We start from the raw sequence: 17503 nt of genomic DNA, 5'->3' as shown, positions 1-17503 counted from the left end.
ATTTCAATGCTATATCTATTTGAATGTATTGAGAATCAAGCGCAAGAAGCTATTGTTTGTGTAGCGTCTTTGCCGAGCATGCCTGCGCCTTGCTGCCGCGCCGCGCGTGGAAATCTGCATATCCATATCTGAAATCCTTTGTGGCGCCGTGCGGAGGGCGCTGGTGCAATCCAGTCTTCGCAAGGCCGATGCACGGCCTGCACATCCCCAGGACACACCCAGGAAAAGGAATGGATCCGATGCTCTTCTTCAAGCGCTTCAAGACGCTCGTGGCCACCGGCGCCGTCGTGCACGCGGTATTGCTCGCGGCACTGCCCGCGGCCGCGGCCGACCGGCTCAGGATCGCCGTCGTGCCCGGCGCCTACGCCGATTCGATCATTGCCGCCGCGAAGGACGCCAAGGCCCAGGGCATAGAGGTCGAGCCGGTCGAGTTCACCGACTGGACCACGCCCAACGTGGCGGTGAACAGCGGCGACGTGGACATCAACTACTTCCAGCACCAGCCCTTCCTGAGCAACGCGATCCAGAAGAACGGCTATGCGCTGGCCAGCGCGGGCACCGGCATCCTGGCGAACGTGGGGCTGTACTCGCTCAAGCACAAGAACGTGGCCGACGTGCCCAAGGGCGGCAAGATCGGCATCGCCAGCGACCCGGTGAACCAGGGCCGCGGCCTGCTGCTGCTGCAGAAGGCGGGCCTCATCAAGCTCAAGGCCGGCGTGGGCTACCTGGGCAGCCTCAGCGACATCGCCGAGAACCCGAAGGCGCTGCAGTTCGTCGAGGTCGAAGGGCCGCAGCTGGTGCGCATCACCGGCGACGTGGACCTCGCCCAGGGCTACCCGCACTTCATCGTCGCGGCCAAGGCCTTCGATCCCTCCAGCGGGCTGGCGTACTCGGGCATCGAGGACGCGCAGTTCGCCATCCAGTTCGTCGTCAAGAAGGACCGCGTGAACGACCCGGTGGTGCAGAAGTTCATTCGCATCTACCAGAACTCGCAGGCCGTGCGCGACGTGACGCGCAAGGCCTACAACAGCGACGAGCGCCTGTACACGCTGGCGTGGCTGAAGAAGTGAGGAGCGGCGCCATGACACGACATATCCGCATCCCTCGCCGCACCGCCGTGCTGGCCGCAGCCGCGTTGCTGGCGCTGGCGGGCATCGCTCCGCTGGCCCAGGCCGCCGACCGGATCAGGATCGCCTCCACGCCCGGCGCCACCTCCGACGCCATCAAGGCCGCCATCGGCGACGCCCGGGCCCAGGGGCTGGACGTGGAGCTGGTCGAGTTCACCGACTGGACCGTGCCCAACGAGGCGCTGAACAACGGCGACGTGGACCTCAACTTCTTCCAGCACCAGCCCTTCCTGAACAACGCCATCAAGGAGCGCGGCTACAAGCTGCAGTTCATCGGCTACGGCCTGCTGCAGAACATCGGCATCTACTCCGACCGCCATGCGTCGCTGAGCCAGGTGCCCGACAAGGCCAAGGTGGCGATCGCCAGCGACCCGGTGAACCAGGGCCGCGGCCTGCTGCTGCTGCAACAGGCCGGCTTCATCAAGCTGCGCACCGGCAACGCGCCGGGCGCCAGCCTGGCCGATGTGAGCGACAACCCCCGGCAGCTGCGCTTCTACGAAGTGGAGGGGCCGCAGCTCATCCGCTCGCTGCCCGACGTGGATCTGGCCGTGCTCTGGCCCAGCTACTTTGCCGCTGCGGGCCGCAAGGCGCAGGCCAGCCAGGGGCTGCTGTACTCGGGCATCGCCGACCGCTTCTATGCCATGGGCTTCGTCGCGCAGGCGGCGCGCGCCAACGACCCGAAGCTGCGCAAATTCGTCGAGGTGTTCCAGAACTCCGGCACCGTGCGCCAGGCGATCAGCCAGCAGTTCAACAACGACCCCAAGCTGTACACCCTGCCTTGGCTGGGAGCGCAATGATGGCGGCCACCACACTTTTGCCACGCCGCCTGTTTGGTGGCGGCGTCGAACTGCTGCGGCCCGGCGCCGCGCGGCGCGCCGGCGCACCCAGCCAAGCCGTGCAGCCGGCAGCCGCACCGAAGGCCGCCGCAGGTTCGGTGCAGCTGCGCGACCTGGGCAAGGTCTACCGCTCGTCCGCCGGCGAGGTGCCGGCGCTGCAGGGCATCACGCTGGACATCGCGGCCGGCAGCGTCTTCGGCATCATCGGCCGCAGCGGCGCGGGCAAGTCCAGCCTGCTGCGCACCATCAACCGGCTCGAACGCCCGAGCAGCGGCCAGGTGCTGGTCGACGGCGCGGACATCGGCGCGCTGGACGCGGCCGGCCTGGTGCAGCTGCGCCGCCGCGTGGGCATGATCTTCCAGCACTTCAACCTGCTGTCGGCCAAGACGGTCTTCGACAACGTGGCCTTGCCGCTCAAGGTCGCGGGCACGCCCGCGCCGCAGATCGAGCAGCGCGTGGCCGAGCTGCTGGCGCTGGTGGGCCTGCAGGACAAGCGCCACGCCTTTCCCAGCCGCCTGTCGGGCGGGCAGAAGCAGCGCGTGGGCATTGCGCGGGCGCTGGCCACCGGCCCCGAGATCCTGCTATGCGACGAGGCCACGTCGGCACTCGACCCCGAGACCACGCAGTCCATCCTGCAGCTGCTGCGCGACATCAACCGCCGGCTGGGCATCACCATCATCCTGATCACGCACGAGATGAGCGTGATCCGCGAGATTGCCGACCGCGTGCTGGTGCTGGAGCAGGGCCGGATCGCCGAGCTGGGCGAGGTCTGGAAGGTCTTCGGCAACCCGCAGCACGTGGCGACGCGCGCGCTGCTGGCGCCACTGCTGCACGAGCTGCCGCAGGACCTGCGCCAGCGCCTGCTGCCAGAGCCGCCCGCCGGCGGCCGTTTCGAGCAGGTGCTGCAGCTCAGCTACCGCGGCGAGGATGGGCTGGAGCCGGACTTCCCGCGCATCGCGCAGGCGCTGGGCGGCGCGGTGCGCCTGCTGCACGGCGGCATCGACCGCATCCAGGGCCACGCACAGGGCCAGCTGGTGATTGCGCTCGAAGGCGCGGCCGCGCGCGGCGACTGGCGCCACCTGGCCCAGGGCGCCGAGGCTGTTGCACATGACATCAAGGGTTTGGGCTATGTCGTTTGATCTGAGCATTTCCATCGACCGCTACGGCAAGGCACTGGCCGACACGCTGGCCATGGTGTCGGCCTCCGCCGGCATCGCGCTGGTGGTGGGCATCCCGCTGGCGGTGCTGCTGATCGTCACCGCGCCGGGCGGCTTTCTCGAGTCGCCGCGCCTCAACCGTGCCGTGGGCAGCGTGGTCAACGGCTTCCGGGCCACGCCGTTCATCGTGCTGCTGGTGGCGCTGATCCCGTTCACGCGCCTGGTCACGGGCACCACCATCGGCGTGTGGGCGGCCATCGTGCCGCTGGCCATCAGCGCCACGCCGTTCTTCGCGCGCATCGCCGAGGTGAGCCTGCGCGAGGTCGATCCTGGCCTGGTCGAGGCCGCGCAGGCCATAGGCTGCACCAAGTGGGACATCGTGCGCCACGTCTACCTGCCCGAGGCCCTGCCCGGCATCATCGGCGGCTTCACCATCACGCTGGTGGCGCTGATCAGCTCGTCGGCCATGGCCGGCGCCGTGGGCGCGGGCGGGCTGGGCGACCTGGCCATCCGCTACGGCTACCAGCGCTTCGACACGCAGGTGATGCTGATCGTGATCGCCGTGCTGATTGCCCTGGTCACCATCGTGCAGACCACCGGCGACTGGCTGGTGCGCTGGCTGCGCAGCCGCTGAGCGGCCTTCTTCAACCCCATTTTTCTCGAAAGCCAAGCGATGACTTCAGCCGAAGTCGTGGGCGAAGCCTTGCCCACGCCAACCCAACCCGTGCAGCCAAGGCTGCCCCTGCCGCCCCGCGCACCCCACCGCATCGCCAGCGAGGCCGAGGCCTTGCAGACCGCGCAGCGCCTGGCCGCAGACTTCGCCCGCAACGCCGCGCAGCGCGACCGGCTGCGCCTGCTGCCGTGGGACGAGATCGAGCAGTACACCGCCAGCGGCCTGGGCGCGATCACCGTGCCGCGCGAGTACGGTGGCCTGGGCGCCTCGTACGAGACCCTGGCCCAGGTGTTCGCCACCCTCTGCGCGGCCGACCCGTCGCTGGGGCAGATTCCGCAGAACCACTTCGCGCTGGTGCAGAACGTCAAGGACCTCGGCACGCCCGCGCAGCAGCAGCGCTGGTTCGCCGACGTGCTGGGCGGCCACCGCCTGGGCAATGCCGGGCCGGAGCGCCAGTCCCGCGCCCGCGTCATCACCGAGGCCACGGCGCGGCTGCACCGCGATGCCGGCGGCCAGCTGCGCGCCAGCGGCACGCGCTTCTATTCCACCGGCGCGATCTTCGCGCACTGGGTGCCGTTCCGGGCGCAGGACGAGCAGGGCCGCCCGGTGCAGGTCTGGGTGCGGCGCGATGCGCCGGGCGTGACGGTGATCGACGACTGGGACAGCATCGGCCAGCGCACCACCGCCAGCGGCAGCGTGGTATTCGACGACGTGGCGGTCGACGAGGGCAACATCATCGAGGTCTGGCGCTTGGCCGACCGGCCCACGCTCTCCGGTCCGGTCTCGCAACTGATCCAGGCCAGCATCGACGCCGGCATCGCGCGCGGTGCGCTGCGCGATGCGCTGGACTTCGTGCGCGACAAGGCGCGGCCCTGGGTGGACTCGGGCGTGGCCAGCGCCACCCAGGACCCGCACCTGATCCAGGAGGTGGGCGCGCTGCAGGTCGAGGTCGACGCCGCCCACGAGGTGCTGCTGGAGAGCGCGCGCTTGCTCGACGAACTGGCTGCCCGCCCGGTGGACGCCGCCGCCAGCGCCCGCGCATCCGCCGCGGTGGCCGAGGCCAAGATCCTGACCACCGAGGCGGCGCTGAACGCCAGCGAGCAGCTGTTCGCGCTGGCCGGCTCGTCCGCCACCCGCGCCGCCCACAACCTCGACCGCCACTGGCGCAATGCCCGGGTGCACACGCTGCACGACCCGGTGCGCTGGAAATACCACCTGCTGGGCAACTACCTGCTCAACGGCGCCGCGCCGCAGCGCCACCAATGGAACTGAACCCGGCCATGACATCCATCGCACACACCATCCGCACCGAAGCCGAGGCCCTGCAGGCCGCCGAGCAGTTCGCGCAAAGCATCGCCGCCGGCGCGCTGGCGCGCGACCGCGACCGCATCCTGCCCTTCCGCGAGGTGGAGCAGTTCAGCCAGAGCGGGCTCTGGGGCATCACCATTCCACGCGAATACGGCGGCGCGGGCGTCTCCACCGGCGTGCTCACCCGTGCGGTGCTGCGCATCGCGGCGGCGGACGGCAACTTCGGCCACATCCCGCAGAACCACTACTACGCACTCGAAGTGCTGCGCGTGGGCGCGACGCATGAGCAGAAGCAGTTCTTCTACGGCGAGGTGCTTAAGGGCAAGCGCTTCGGCAATGCGCTGGCCGAGATCGGCAAGCAGGACTTCGTGCGCCGCACGCAGCTGCTCAGGGAGGAGGGCGGCTGGTTCGTCGACGGCCGCAAGTTCTACTGCACCGGCTCGCTCTACGCGCACTGGATTCCCACGCTGGTGACGGCGAAGGAGACGACCAGGGAGGGGGGCGGCGAGCGCCTGTACCTGGCCTTCGTGCCGCACGACGCGCCGGGCGTCACGCTGACGGACGACTGGGATGGCTTCGGCCAGCGCGTCACCGGCAGCGGCTTGGTGGAGTTCAACCGCGTGCGGGTGGAGCCCGAGTGGGTGGTGCCGTTCACCGACTCATTCGAGCGGCCCACCACCATCGGCCCCTTCGCGCAGATCATCCATGCCGCGCTCGACCTGGGCATCGGCCGCGGCGCGTTCGAGGCGACTCTGCCCTTCATCCGCGACAACGCCCGGCCGTGGATCGACGCCGGCGTGGACCGCGCCGCGCAGGACCCGCTGCTGCTGCACCAGATCGGCGAGGTGCACGTGCGCCTGCGGGCCGCGGAGGCGCTGCTGGCGCGCGCCGCCCGCTTCGTCGACGCCGCGCAGCGGCAGCCCGACGAAGACAGCGTGGCCCGGGCATCGATCGCCGTTGCCGAGGCCAAGGCGCTGGCCACCAGCGCCAGCGTGCTGGCGGGCAGCAAGCTGTTCGAGCTGGGCGGCACCGGCGCGACGGCGGCCCGCCACGGGCTGGACCGCTACTGGCGCAACGCCCGCACCCACACGCTGCACGACCCGGTGCGCTGGAAATACCACGCCATCGGCAACTACGCCCTCAACGGCGTGCGCCCACCGCGCCACGGCGCGCTGTAAGGACACCCAGGAAACGACCATGCGCCACCAACGACTCTTCAGAAAACTCACCGCCCTTATCGCCACCGCCGTGCTGGCAGGCACGGCCGCCGCCGCGCCGCTCAAGATCGGCGTGGTGCCGGGCATCTTTGCCGATTCGGTCGAACTCGCCGCCAAAGAGGCCCGCAAGCAGGGGCTGGACGTGCAGGTGGTGGAGTTCACTGACTGGGCCACGCCCAACGTCGCGCTCGACGCGGGCGACATCGACCTGAACTACTACCAGAACAGCAACTATCTGGCCAACGCCGTGCGCGACAAGGGCTTCAAGATCAGCAGCGTGCAGGCGGGCATCCTGTCGTACCTGGGGCTGTATTCGCTGCGGCACCCCTCGCTGGCCGACCTGCCCGTGGGCGCCAGGGTGGCGATCGGCAGCGATGCCGTCAACCTGGGCCGCGGGCTTCGCCTGGTGCAGGCCGCGGGGCTGATCAAGCTGCGCCCGGACACCGGCCTGCTCGGCAAGCCCGGCGACATCGTGGACAACCCGAAGAAGCTGCAGTTCGTCGAGGTCGAGGGCCCGCAGCTGGTGCGCGTCACCCCCGATGTCGATCTGGCCGTGGGCTACCCGTATTTCATCCTCGCCTCCAAGGCCTTCGATGCCACCAAGGCGCTGGCGCTGACCAGCTACGAGGACGACTCCTGGGCTATCCAGTTCGTCGCCCGCACGGACAAGGCGGCCGATCCGCGCATCGCTAAATTTCTCGATGTCTACCGCAACTCGCCTGCCGTGCGCAGCGCCATCCACCAGTTCTACCAGGGCGAGCCCAGGCTCTACCGGCTGGCTTGGCTGAAGAAGTGACGACCATGCCCCAGAAGCACAAGCACATCCACGTCAACGCGTTCAACATGAACTGCGTCGGCCACATCCACCATGGCCTGTGGACGCATCCGCGCGACCGCTCCACCGAATACCACACGCTCCGGTACTGGACGGACCTTGCCCGCACGCTGGAGAAGGGCCTGTTCGACGGCCTCTTCATCGCCGACGTGATCGGCTACTACGACGTCTACCAGGGCGGCGTGGACCTGACGCTGCGCGAAGGCATCCAGCTGCCGGTCAACAACCCCTGGCTGCTGGTGTCGGCCATGGCGGCGGTGACCAGGCACCTGGGCTTCGGCCTCACGGCCACGGTGGGCGCGCACAATCCCTACACCTTCGCCCGCGACGTGAGCACGCTCGACCAGCTCACCAACGGCCGCGTAGGCTGGAACATCGTCACCGGCTACGTGGACAGCGGCGCGCGCGGGCTGGGGCGCGATGGCCTGGCCGAGCACGACAGCCGCTACGACCAGGCCGACGACTTCCTGGAGCTGGCCTACAAGCTCTGGGAAGGCAGCTGGGAAGACGGCGCGGTGATCGCCGACAAGGCCCGCCGCCTCCATGCGCTGCCGGGCAAGGTGCATCCAGTCGTCCATGAAGGCCCGTACTACCGCGCCAACGCCATCCACATGAGTGCGCCATCGCCGCAGCGCACGCCGGTGCTGTTCCAGGCGGGTGCGTCGGAGCGCGGCCTGCGCTTTGCCGGGCAGCACGGCGAGGGCATCTTCATCGGTGCGCGCACGCCCGAGGCCGCGCGCCAGGCATCACGCCAGCTGCGCGCCGCCGCCGTGGCCGCGGGCCGCAGGCCGGACGACATCAAGATCTACGCGGGCGCGGCGGTGGTCACCGCGCCCACGCAGGCCGAGGCCGACGAGAAATACGCGGACTACCTCGCACACGCCAATGCCGAGGCGGGCCTGGCCCACTTCGCCGCCAGCACCGGCGTGGACTTTGCCCGCTACGGCCTGGACGAGCCCATCGCCTTCGGCCAGAGCAATGCCATCCAATCCGCCGCGCAGGCGGCCCAGCAGAACGGCTGGACCACGCGCCGCAAGCTGCTGGAGCAGTTCGCGCTCGGCAGCCGCTACCACACCATCGTTGGCGACGCCAACCGCGTGGCCGACGAGATGGCGCGCTGGATCGACGAGGGCGAGATCGACGGCTTCAACCTCACCCGCATCGTCGTGCCCGAGACCTGGGAGGACTTCGCCGCCATCACCGTGCCCGAGCTGCAGAACCGGGGGCGCTATCGCACCTCGTACGAGGAAGGCACGCTGCGCCAGCAGCTTTTCGGGCGCGGCGACCGGCTGCCCGCCAACCATCCGGCGGCGCAGTGGCGCAGGGCCGCCCAGGAACCCCAACCACAACTCGCCGAGGAGCTCGCACCATGAAACACCATGCATTCCTGCTGGCGGCCTGGCTGGGCGCCAGCGCCCTGGCCGCGCCGCTGAAGATTGGCGTCACGCCCGGCTCGCTGGCCGATTCGGTCAACGTCGCGGCGCAGGAGGCGCGCAAGGCCGGTCTGGAGGTGCAGGTCATCGAGTTCACCGACTGGACCGCGCCCAACACCGCGCTGGAGGCGGGCGACATCGACCTGAACTACTTCCAGCACCAGGCTTTCCTCGACAACGCGATCCGCGAGCGCGGCTACCGGATCGAGAGCGTGGGCCTCGGCCTGCTGCCCAACATCGGCCTGTACTCCAAGAAGCACCGGTCGCTGGCGGACATTCCCGACGGCGCCTCGGTGGGCGTGGCGAACGACCCGGTGAACCAGGCGCGCGGCCTGCTGCTGCTGCAATCGGCGGGATTGCTCAAACTGAAGGACGGCTCGGGCGCCAAGGCCAGCGTGGCCGACGTGGTGGACAACCCGCGCAAGCTCAGGCTGGTCGAGGTGGAGGGCCCGCAGCTCGTGCGCGCCATCGACGACCTGGCGCTGGCCCAGGGCTACCCGGCGCATTTCGTCAACGCCGGCCAGCCGGACCTGGCGCGCCGCGCCTTGCGCTACTCGACGGTGGACGACGTGTACTACGCGATCCGCTTCGTGGCGCGCAGCGACCGCAAGGGCGATCCGCGCATCGCGAGGTTCGTGGGGATCTACCAGTCGTCCGATGCCGTGGCCCAGCAGATCGCCAAATCCTTTGCAGGCGATGGCAAGCTGTATTCCCTGCCATGGCGCGCCGCGCCGGTGCCGGGCAGCCGCTGAGCATCCTTGCCGTCGTGGGATTGCAGGCATTTCTGTTGGGGGGCGTTGGTTTTTTGTATGCTTGGCCCCATGAGCAAAGCATTCACCAAGGAAAGCGACGACAGCGACGACGAACTACCCGAGTTGCCGAAAGTGGCTGGCGGCAAGAACTACATGACGCCGCAAGGCTATGCCACGCTGAAGCATGAATTGCTGCACCTGATCGACGACGAGCGTCCGAAGGTGGTCGAGGTCGTGCATTGGGCGGCCAGCAATGGCGATCGCTCGGAGAACGGCGACTATCTGTACGGCAAGAAGCGCCTGCGCGAGATCGACCGGCGCATCCGCTTCCTGACCAAGCGGCTGGAGATTGCAGAGGTGGTGGATCCTGCGATCCACCATGGCAGCGACCAGGTGTTTTTTGGTGCCACCGTGACCTACGTGGACGATCAGGACAAAGAAGAGTCGGTGACGATCGTGGGTATCGATGAAGTGGACTTCAGCAAGGGGCAGATCAGCTGGATTGCCCCGATGGCCCGTGCCTTGATCAAGGCACGGGTCGGAGATGAGGTGCAGCTGCCGACACCCGGTGGGGTACGCACGCTGGAGGTGCTGGAGGTCACCTATCCCAGCAAAGCCTGAGTCAACGGCAAGGCTGCAGGACGGAGACCGTCAGTCCAGCTTGACGCCGGACGAGTCGATGGCCTCCTTCCACTTGTCGATGTCCTTCTGCACAAATTCTGCAAACTTCGCTCCTGCGAGCGAGCTGGGAATGCCGCCCGTCTGTGCCAATTTGTCGCGCAGTTCGTTGTCTTGCATGGCGGTGGCAACGGCGCTCTCGATCTGGGAGGCGACGCCGGCCGGAACGGCGGACGCGACAAAAATTCCTACCCAGGCGCTGGACACCATATTCTTGTAGCCGGCTTCCTCCATGGTGGGGACTTGCGGCAAGGCCGCGACCCTGGCTTCCGAGGTGACGGCCAGCGCGCGCAGCTTCTGCGACTGGATGTGCGGCAAGGCCTGCGTGAGGTTGTCGAACTGGAAACGGGTCTCGCTCGCGAGCAGGGCCAGCGTCGCCGGTGCCGAGCCCTTGTAGGGGACGTGCACGGCCTCGACGCCCGTGCGCAGCTTGAACAACTCGCCCATCAGGTGGCTGGTCTGGCCGGTGCCGGCAGAGCCGAAGGAGGCCTGCTGTGGATGGCGCTTGAGCTCGGCCACCAGGTCGGCCACGCTCTTGTCGCTGCTGCTCGCGTTGACCACCAGCACATTGGGGAACGAAATGACCCCGACCAGGGGCTTGAGCTCGCCCGGCTTGTAGGGCAGGCTGCGGTAGGCGCTGTAGTTGATGGCCTGTGGCCCGACATTGCCCGCCAGCAGCGTGTAGCCGTCGGCCGGAGCGCGCAGGAAGGACTGGGTGCCGATGATGCCGCCGCTGCCCGGCTTGTTGACCACGACGACCGGTTGGCCGATGAGGCTGCCTAGCTTTTGCCCCAGCAGGCGGATGGGATTGTCCACGCTGCCTCCCGGCGGGCCGGGCACGATGATCGTGACAGGGCGGGTAGGCCATTTCTCGTTGGCGGCTCCAGGGCTGGGCTGCGCCGTAGCCCATGAGGATATGCAGAGCAGGCTGCAGAGCGCGGCCGCGGTGGTGGTGTGTTTCATCGTCGTGCTTTCTCGTTGTTCGTTCAGACCTGCCGGGCAAGGTGGTATTCGGAATTGCCCACCAGCATGTCGTTGTTGAAAATGCGCTTGGCGTAGTGGCTGATGGGCGTCTCGTCCTGGAAGCCGATGGCGCCGTGCAACTGCAGTACATCCAGCGCAATGCGCCGGCCCACCACGCCGCACAGGTACTTGAGCTTGCGGGCATCTGCCAGCCCGACGTCAGGCGCGGCATCGTTCGCCTGCTCGAGAACGCTATCCAGGTAGTGGTGCGTCTTGGTCCATTGGCGGTACAGGTCGGCCACCCGGTGCTGCAGCACCTGAAAATCGGAGAGGGGCCGGGAGAACTGCTGGCGCGTGCAGAGGTAGTCCACGGTCTGGCGCAGGGCCTGCCGGCTGGCTGCCACGCTCTCGGCGCATAGTGCCAGCATGGCAAAGCGGCGGGCCTGGCACATGGCCTGCTGGGCTTGCTCTCCCTGGGCGATGAGCTGGCCGCCATGCAAGGCCAACTGCTGGAAGCGCATGGAGAAGGCGGGACGGCCGTCGTGCAGCTGAAAACAGTCCAGCTGCCCTTGCGCAGCGCACTGCATGAGTTGGTCCGCCGTCAGGTGGAAGATGCACAGCTCGCCCGAGCGGCTTTCGGAGGCGCTCACCAGCGCACCAGCGCCGTCCGCCGCACCCATGGTCAGCGCAACCTGTCCGCTCAGCGACCAGACCTTGCCGTCCGTCGTTTCCACCACCGGCAGATTCGCCTCGTCCAGCGGAACGCTCAGATGCGTGGCTCCTTCGCCCAGGCTCTGCAGCAGCGCATCGAGGGTGGGACTGGATGGGAGTGCCAGCAGCAACTGCACCGGCAGGGCGCTTTGCCATAGCACGGGCTCGTTCATCAGCGCTTCACCCAAGGCGCCCAGCACGCGAACGGACTCGGACAGAGGTCGCTCCAGGCCGCCCAGCCGTTCGGGCAGCGGCATGGCCAGAACGCCGAAGCGGGCCAGGTCCGCGAGCACGGTCGGCAGCGCAGCTTCATGGCCGGGCTGCATGCGTCTTTGCCGCAGCTCGAAGGAGTGATGCTTGGCCAGCCAGCTGTTGAGGGAGTCCAGCACCATGGCCAGCTCCGACGAGCCGGAGACCGCGGGCGGGTGGTGCAGCGCGGTCTGCTGGGTCAGCACCGCCTTGGCCACGATGCCCTGCTGCACCTCGGTCGAGCCGCCGGCCAGCGAACTGCCGCGGTAGCGCCAGAAACCCAGTGCGGCATTGCCATCGGCCTGTGCGGCGCTGGCGGCTGCAAGGCCTTGCAGTGCCCCGGGGTTGAAGCGCAGTGCCTGGCAGCCGCGCAGGTCCATGTCGAGCAGGTGGATGTCCTGCAGCAGCTCGATGCCGTCGAGCTTGAGCAGCGAGGCTTCCAGCGCCGGACTGCCGCCGGCTTCGGCCTGCGCAATGGCGGGTGCCCAGCAGGCCTCCAACGCCTCGCCGCGGATGCGCAGGGCGGCGAGGCGGCTGCGCAGCAGCGTGTGCTGCGGGTCGTCCGGTGAATCGGTTTTGGCCAGGCGCTCGGCCATGTCGGAGCCGAGTGCCGCCAGGCCGGCCTTGCACTCGGCCACCCGGGCGACGAACAGGCGTTCGATCACCAGCAGCCCCTTGGCAATGTGCCAGCCCTGGTTGACCTCGCCCACGAGCTGGTCGGCGGGTACACGCACCTCGTCGAAGAAGATCTGCACGTGGAAGGGGGCGCCGTGGATGTACTTGATGGGGCGTACCGTCACGCCGGAGGCGGTGAGGTCCACGAGGAAGACCGAGATACCCTCCTGCTTTCTGGCGGCCTGCGTATTAGTGCGTGCCAGCACGATGGCCCAGTTGGCCCAGTGCCCCAGGCTTTGCCAGATCTTGCTGCCGTTGACGACCCAGCTGCCATCGCCTTGCTTCGTTGCCGTGGTCTTGAGCGAGGCCAGGTCCGAGCCCGCATCCGGTTCGGAATAGCCTTGGGCCCAGTAGTCCTCGAAGCTGAGCATGCGGGGCAGAAAGCGCTGCCGCTGGGCCTCGCTGCCAAAGCGCATCAGCGTGGGGCCGATGGTGTCGATGCCCAGGTTCTCGACATGGGGCGCATCGCTGGCGGCGAGCTCTTCCTTGAAGATGGCCTGCTCGCGCAGCGACCAGCCCGTGCCGCCGTATTGCCGGGGCCAGGACGGGGCGGCCCAACCCTGCTGGTGGAGGATCTTCTGCCAGCGGCAGGCCTGGTCCCGGCTAACCAGGGCATGCGAGCGCACGGCAGCCTGGATATCCGGCGGTACGGCGGTGACCAGGAACTGGCGCACCTGCTGGCGGAAGGCATCGAGGAGGGGGGCGGGGTTGTCTGTCATGCGTGAAGCGGAGTGGGGTGTAGGGGCCTGTGGTGGACGGCTGGCTCGGCTGTCCTTCAGCGGTTGTCGGATGGCCAGTTCGGCGATCGTTTCTCGACGAAGGCGGCCATGCCTTCCCGCGCATCCGCGGTGGCGGCCACATTGCCGAAATGCTCGACGGCCGAGGCCACGCCGCGGCGGTATTCCACGTCGAGCGCTTTGTGGAAGGCCTGGCGTCCGAGCTTCATGACCAGCGGCGACTTGGCGCTGAGCAGCCGGGCCACGGCCCGGGCGCGCTCCAGCACCTGGGCCTCGGGCACGACTTCGTTGACCAGGCCCAGTTGCAGCGCCTCGGCCGCGGCAAAGCTGCGGCCGGTGAACAGCAGCTCGAACGCGCGGTGCTTGCCGATGATGCGTGGCAGATGCGTGTAGTGGATGGCCGGGGTGACGCCGACATCGATCTCGGGGTAGCCGAAGGTGGCGGTGTCGGCGGCGATCAGCATGTCGCACGAGACGGCCAGGGTCATGCCGCCGCCGCGTGCCGTGCCGTTGACCGCGGCGATCGAGGGTTTGCCCAGCCGGGCCTGGGCATCGAACAGGCCGGTGTAGAGCTTGTCGACCAGCGCGAGCTTGTGCTCGAAGCTGGCATCGCCCATCTCGCTCAGGTGCAGGCCGGCGCAGAACCGCCCGGGCACGGCGCTGCCCAGGATGACGGCCTTGACCGCCGGATCTCGCGCGGCCCGCTCCAGGTGCTGCAGCAACTGGTTCATCATGGCCTCGGTGATGGCATTCACGGGCGGGCTGTCCAGCAGGATCTCGGCCACGGATTGCTGGACGGTGTAGGTGACGTTGGGGTTCATGGTGGAGGGGTTTCTATTCGGTGGTGGCGACGACGTGGCTTGCCAGCAGCGCGTCGATCTCGGTATCGGAATAGCGCGCGCTGCGCAGGACCTGCCGCGTGTGCTGGCCCAACAGCGGCGGCGCCGATGCCTGGCCGCGCGGCGCATGGTTGAAGGTGATGGGCAGGTTCACACTTGGCATGGTGCCCAGCGTGGGATGGACGCTTTCGCCCACCACCTGGCGTTGCGTCACCTGCGGATGCTGCAACGCCTGCGCCAGGGTATGGATGGGAGAGCAGGGCACGCCGACCGCCTGCAGCGCCTGTACCCAGTGATCGACAGGGTGCAGGCCGATCTGTTGCTGGACCAGGGCCACGGTCTCGGCAAAGTGCGCGACGCGCGCGGCGTTGGTGGCGAAGCGGGCATCGTCCAGGTAGGACGATAGGCCCGCCACCGGGCAGAAGCGCTGCCACTGGCTGTCGTTGCCCACGCCGACCATCACCGGCCCGTCGCTGGCCTGGAAGACCTGGTACGGCGCCATGGCCGGATGGCCAGTGCCCATGCGCTGTGGCAGCTTGCCGCTGCACCAGTAGTTCTGCGCCAGGTAGCCCATGAAGCCCATGGCCGTGTCCAGCAGCGAGACCTCCACCAGCGCGCCCCGGCCGGTCTGCGTGCGCTCCAGCACGGCGGCCAGCACGCCGCCAAAGGCCAGCATGCCGGTGCCCAGGTCCACTGGGGAGAAGGTGGCGCGTACCATGGGGCCGTCGGGCTCGCCCATCACCGCGACCATGCCGCTGAAGGCCTGCAGCATCACGTCGTAGCCGGGTTCCTGGCCCAGCGGACCGTCCCGGCCATAGCCGGAGATATCGCAGTAGATCAGCCGCGGATTGATGGCGGAGAGCGTGGCGTGATCAACGCCGAGCTTCTCGGCCGTGCCGGCGCCAAAGCCCTGCAGCACGATGTCGGCCTCGGCCACCAGGCGGTGGACGATGGCCCGGCCCTGTGCGCTTTTCAGATCGACAGCCAGGCTCTGCTTGTTGTGGTTGACGGCGAGGAAGGTCGCCGATTGCCCTTCCCGCTGGGGCAGCCACTGGCGGGTATCGTCGCCGCTGCCCAGCGGCTCCACCTTGATGACCTCGGCCCCCAGGTTGCCCAGGTATTGTCCGCACAAGGGGCCTGCCAGTACCTTGCTCAGGTCCACGACCTTCATGCCTTTCAACGGCGTCATTCCATGCTCCAAAGTTGCGTTGTGCGTGCCGGCAGAATGTCAAACCGGGCGGATATCGATCTGCCGGCCCAGCGAGACCCAGTGCTCCGTGTCCTTCAGCACGAAGCCATGCACCTGGTCCGGCGCGATGGCCAGCCCTTCGGCCCCGCGGGCATTCAGCGACGCCACGTAGTCGGGATGGGTGATGCTGCGGTAGAGGGCCGCGCGCAGCTTGTCCACGATCGGCATTGGCGTCTTGGCATGGATCTGCAGCGAGAGCCAGAACCGCAGGTTGACCGCCGGGTAGCCGCATTCCTGCATGGTGGGGATGTCGGGCAACTGCTGCGAACGCCCCGATGAGGTCAGAGCCAAACCCTTGAGCCGCTTGCCCTGGATCGGGCCGAGCGAGGTGGTCATGCTGTCGAACAGGAAATCCACATTGCCGGCCATCACGTCGGCGCTGGCCGGCGCGCTGCCCTTGTAGGGCACGCCGACGGCCTCGATGCCCGCGTTCTTGAGCAGCAGCGATGCGTAGATGTGCGGCGAGCTGCCCGAGCCGAAGGTGGCGTAGCTCAGCTGGCCAGGTTTGCGCCTGGCCAGCTCGACCAGATCGGCCAGCGTGCCCAATTCCAGCTTGGAGGGGTGCACGACCAGCACATTGGGCACGACGGAAACGATGCCCAGCGTCAGGAAATCACGCGTGGGGCTGGAGCGCAGGTTGGGGTATAGCAGCGGATTGATGGCCTGCATGCCCACGGTGTTGAGCAGCACCGTATTGCCGTCCGGCGGGGCATCGGCGACCAGCTGGGTGCCGATGTTGCCACCCGCGCCGGGCTTGTTCTCCACGATCACGTTCTGGTCCAGCTCCCTGGCCAGATGCACGGCAGCCAGCCGGGCGGAGAAATCGCCCGGGCCGCCTGGCGCAAAGGGCACGACGATGCGCAGCGTCCTGTCCGGGCTGGCGCGTGCCAGCGTGTGTGCGCCCCAGAGGGTCAGGCCCATGCCCGTCAAGGCGGATCGGCGGTTCAGCGGCATCCTGGTGTCTCCTGTTGTTGGTGTGGCGAGACTCCAATGTGTTCAAAAATGCTATAACCGTCAAAGACGAAAATTTGATGGTAGATATCAATTTGAGTTATGCCAATGCGGACGGAAACCCTCTCGGCCCGCAAACACCTGCTTTCCCATGTCCATAGACCTGCGCAACCTGCAATGCTTTCTGGCCGTCTGCGCGGCCGGCTCGATCTCGAAGGCCGCCCAGGCCATGTACATTGCCCAGCCCGCCATGAGCATGCACATCAAGGGGCTGGAGGAGAACCTGGGGTTGCGGCTGTTCGAGCGCACGGCGCAGGGCGTCAGGCCCACGGCCGCCGGGCTCCGCCTGGAAAAGCACGCACTGGCGCTGCTGGCGCAGTTCGATACCGCGCTGGACGATGTACGGCGCATGGATGCCACTCCCAGCGGCCCGCTGAACGTGGGCCTGCCGCAGTCCATGGCCAAGCTGCTGACGGTTCCGCTGGTGACTGGCACGCTCGCGCGGTGGCCGCAGGTGCGGCTGCAGGTGGCGGAGCTGAGTACCGGCTACATCCCCCAGTTGCTGCTGCAGGGGCAGATCGATATAGGCATCACTTTCCAGAAGCACGACAGCAGCGGCCTGGTCCATGAGCCGCTGGCCGACGAAGCCCTGGTGCTGATCGCACCGCCGGGCCGCCTGGTGCCCAGAAGCGGCGATGCCCAGGTACTGCCCAAGGTGCGCTTCGGCACGCTGGCGCGCTATCCGCTGATACTGCCGGCGCCCGAGCATGGGCTGCGTATCCTGCTCGACAGGCTGTCCGCCGCGCACCGCCTGCAACTGGTGCCGGTGGCGGAGGTGAATGCCATCCACCAGATCATCGACCTGGTGGCGGGCGGCGTGGGCTGCAGCCTGCTGTCCTATGCCTCGGTGTTCCAGGAGATCCAGAGCGGCAAGCTGTCGGCGGCCGAGATCACCCAGCCTGCCTTGTCGCGCCCCGTCTACATGGTCCGCCGTTCCACCGATACCCCCAGCATGGCGGAGTCAAGCGTCTGCAACCTGCTCAGGGCCATTGCGGCCGAACTGATCGGCAATGGCAGCTGGCCCGCCCAGGGGATGCAGGAGCTGCCGTAGGG

At 68.0% G+C, this 17503-nt stretch carries 16 protein-coding genes; 11 read left to right on the top strand and 5 right to left on the bottom strand.

Annotation, left to right across the window (positions count from 1 at the left end; translation table 11 throughout):
- Nucleotides 1–239: 239 nt before the first annotated feature.
- The 10 genes from ACYVKR_RS07265 to greB all read left to right on the top strand — a co-directional run bounded on the left by ACYVKR_RS07265 (nucleotide 240) and on the right by greB (nucleotide 9959).
- Complete coding sequence (locus tag ACYVKR_RS07265) at nucleotides 240–1070, top strand: MetQ/NlpA family ABC transporter substrate-binding protein (RefSeq protein WP_460480668.1); 831 nt, start codon at nucleotides 240–242, stop codon at nucleotides 1068–1070.
- Nucleotides 1071–1081: 11 nt separating this feature from the next.
- A complete protein-coding gene (locus ACYVKR_RS07260) occupies nucleotides 1082–1924 on the top strand; it encodes a MetQ/NlpA family ABC transporter substrate-binding protein (protein ID WP_460480147.1) in 843 nt (280 codons plus the stop codon).
- Nucleotides 1924–3102 (top strand): methionine ABC transporter ATP-binding protein, encoded by a 1179-nt coding sequence (locus tag ACYVKR_RS07255; protein WP_460480146.1) that lies wholly within the window; start codon nucleotides 1924–1926, stop codon nucleotides 3100–3102. Before ACYVKR_RS07260 ends, ACYVKR_RS07255 begins: the two co-directional genes overlap by 1 nt.
- Nucleotides 3092–3754: a methionine ABC transporter permease gene (locus ACYVKR_RS07250; protein WP_460480145.1), complete on the top strand. Its 663-nt coding sequence runs from the start codon at nucleotides 3092–3094 to the stop codon at nucleotides 3752–3754. The genes ACYVKR_RS07255 and ACYVKR_RS07250 overlap by 11 nt, the downstream gene beginning before the upstream one ends.
- A gap of 39 nt (nucleotides 3755–3793) precedes the next feature.
- Nucleotides 3794–5065 (top strand): SfnB family sulfur acquisition oxidoreductase, encoded by a 1272-nt coding sequence (locus ACYVKR_RS07245; protein ID WP_460480144.1) that lies wholly within the window; start codon nucleotides 3794–3796, stop codon nucleotides 5063–5065.
- Nucleotides 5066–5073: 8 nt separating this feature from the next.
- Nucleotides 5074–6279 (top strand): SfnB family sulfur acquisition oxidoreductase, encoded by a 1206-nt coding sequence (locus tag ACYVKR_RS07240; protein WP_460480143.1) that lies wholly within the window; start codon nucleotides 5074–5076, stop codon nucleotides 6277–6279.
- A gap of 19 nt (nucleotides 6280–6298) precedes the next feature.
- On the top strand, nucleotides 6299–7114 hold the full coding sequence (locus tag ACYVKR_RS07235) for a MetQ/NlpA family ABC transporter substrate-binding protein (RefSeq protein WP_460480142.1): 816 nt from the start codon (nucleotides 6299–6301) through the stop codon (nucleotides 7112–7114).
- Between the two features lie 5 nt (nucleotides 7115–7119).
- The gene (locus tag ACYVKR_RS07230) at nucleotides 7120–8526 is read left to right on the top strand and encodes an LLM class flavin-dependent oxidoreductase (RefSeq protein WP_460480141.1); all 1407 of its coding nucleotides are present in this window, start codon (nucleotides 7120–7122) and stop codon (nucleotides 8524–8526) included.
- On the top strand, nucleotides 8523–9338 hold the full coding sequence (locus ACYVKR_RS07225) for a MetQ/NlpA family ABC transporter substrate-binding protein (RefSeq protein ID WP_460480140.1): 816 nt from the start codon (nucleotides 8523–8525) through the stop codon (nucleotides 9336–9338). The genes ACYVKR_RS07230 and ACYVKR_RS07225 overlap by 4 nt, the downstream gene beginning before the upstream one ends.
- A 69-nt stretch (nucleotides 9339–9407) precedes the next feature.
- Complete coding sequence (greB, locus tag ACYVKR_RS07220; RefSeq protein ID WP_460480139.1) at nucleotides 9408–9959, top strand: transcription elongation factor GreB; 552 nt, start codon at nucleotides 9408–9410, stop codon at nucleotides 9957–9959.
- A gap of 30 nt (nucleotides 9960–9989) precedes the next feature.
- Here greB and ACYVKR_RS07215 read toward each other — a convergent pair whose 3' ends face one another.
- From ACYVKR_RS07215 to ACYVKR_RS07195, 5 genes are read right to left on the bottom strand one after another with little or no spacing between them, the layout of a single operon-like run.
- Nucleotides 9990–10979, bottom strand: a complete 990-nt coding sequence (locus ACYVKR_RS07215; RefSeq protein WP_460480138.1) for a Bug family tripartite tricarboxylate transporter substrate binding protein — start codon at nucleotides 10977–10979, stop codon at nucleotides 9990–9992.
- Between the two features lie 23 nt (nucleotides 10980–11002).
- The gene (locus ACYVKR_RS07210) at nucleotides 11003–13333 is read right to left on the bottom strand and encodes an acyl-CoA dehydrogenase family protein (protein ID WP_460480137.1); all 2331 of its coding nucleotides are present in this window, start codon (nucleotides 13331–13333) and stop codon (nucleotides 11003–11005) included.
- Between the two features lie 56 nt (nucleotides 13334–13389).
- Complete coding sequence (locus ACYVKR_RS07205; RefSeq protein WP_460480136.1) at nucleotides 13390–14172, bottom strand: enoyl-CoA hydratase/isomerase family protein; 783 nt, start codon at nucleotides 14170–14172, stop codon at nucleotides 13390–13392.
- 13 nt (nucleotides 14173–14185) lie between these two features.
- Nucleotides 14186–15379: a CaiB/BaiF CoA transferase family protein gene (locus tag ACYVKR_RS07200; protein ID WP_460480135.1), complete on the bottom strand. Its 1194-nt coding sequence runs from the start codon at nucleotides 15377–15379 to the stop codon at nucleotides 14186–14188.
- A 39-nt stretch (nucleotides 15380–15418) separates the two neighbouring features.
- On the bottom strand, nucleotides 15419–16393 hold the full coding sequence (locus ACYVKR_RS07195; RefSeq protein ID WP_460480134.1) for a Bug family tripartite tricarboxylate transporter substrate binding protein: 975 nt from the start codon (nucleotides 16391–16393) through the stop codon (nucleotides 15419–15421).
- A 148-nt stretch (nucleotides 16394–16541) separates the two neighbouring features.
- Between ACYVKR_RS07195 and ACYVKR_RS07190 the strand changes: the two genes are divergently transcribed.
- Nucleotides 16542–17501: a LysR family transcriptional regulator gene (locus ACYVKR_RS07190; protein ID WP_460480133.1), complete on the top strand. Its 960-nt coding sequence runs from the start codon at nucleotides 16542–16544 to the stop codon at nucleotides 17499–17501.
- Nucleotides 17502–17503 lie beyond the last annotated feature (2 nt).

The sequence above is a fragment of the Comamonas humi genome (assembly GCF_054782535.1).
Note: the sequence above shows the minus strand (reverse complement) of the source record. Positions and strands in the feature narration are given on the sequence as shown.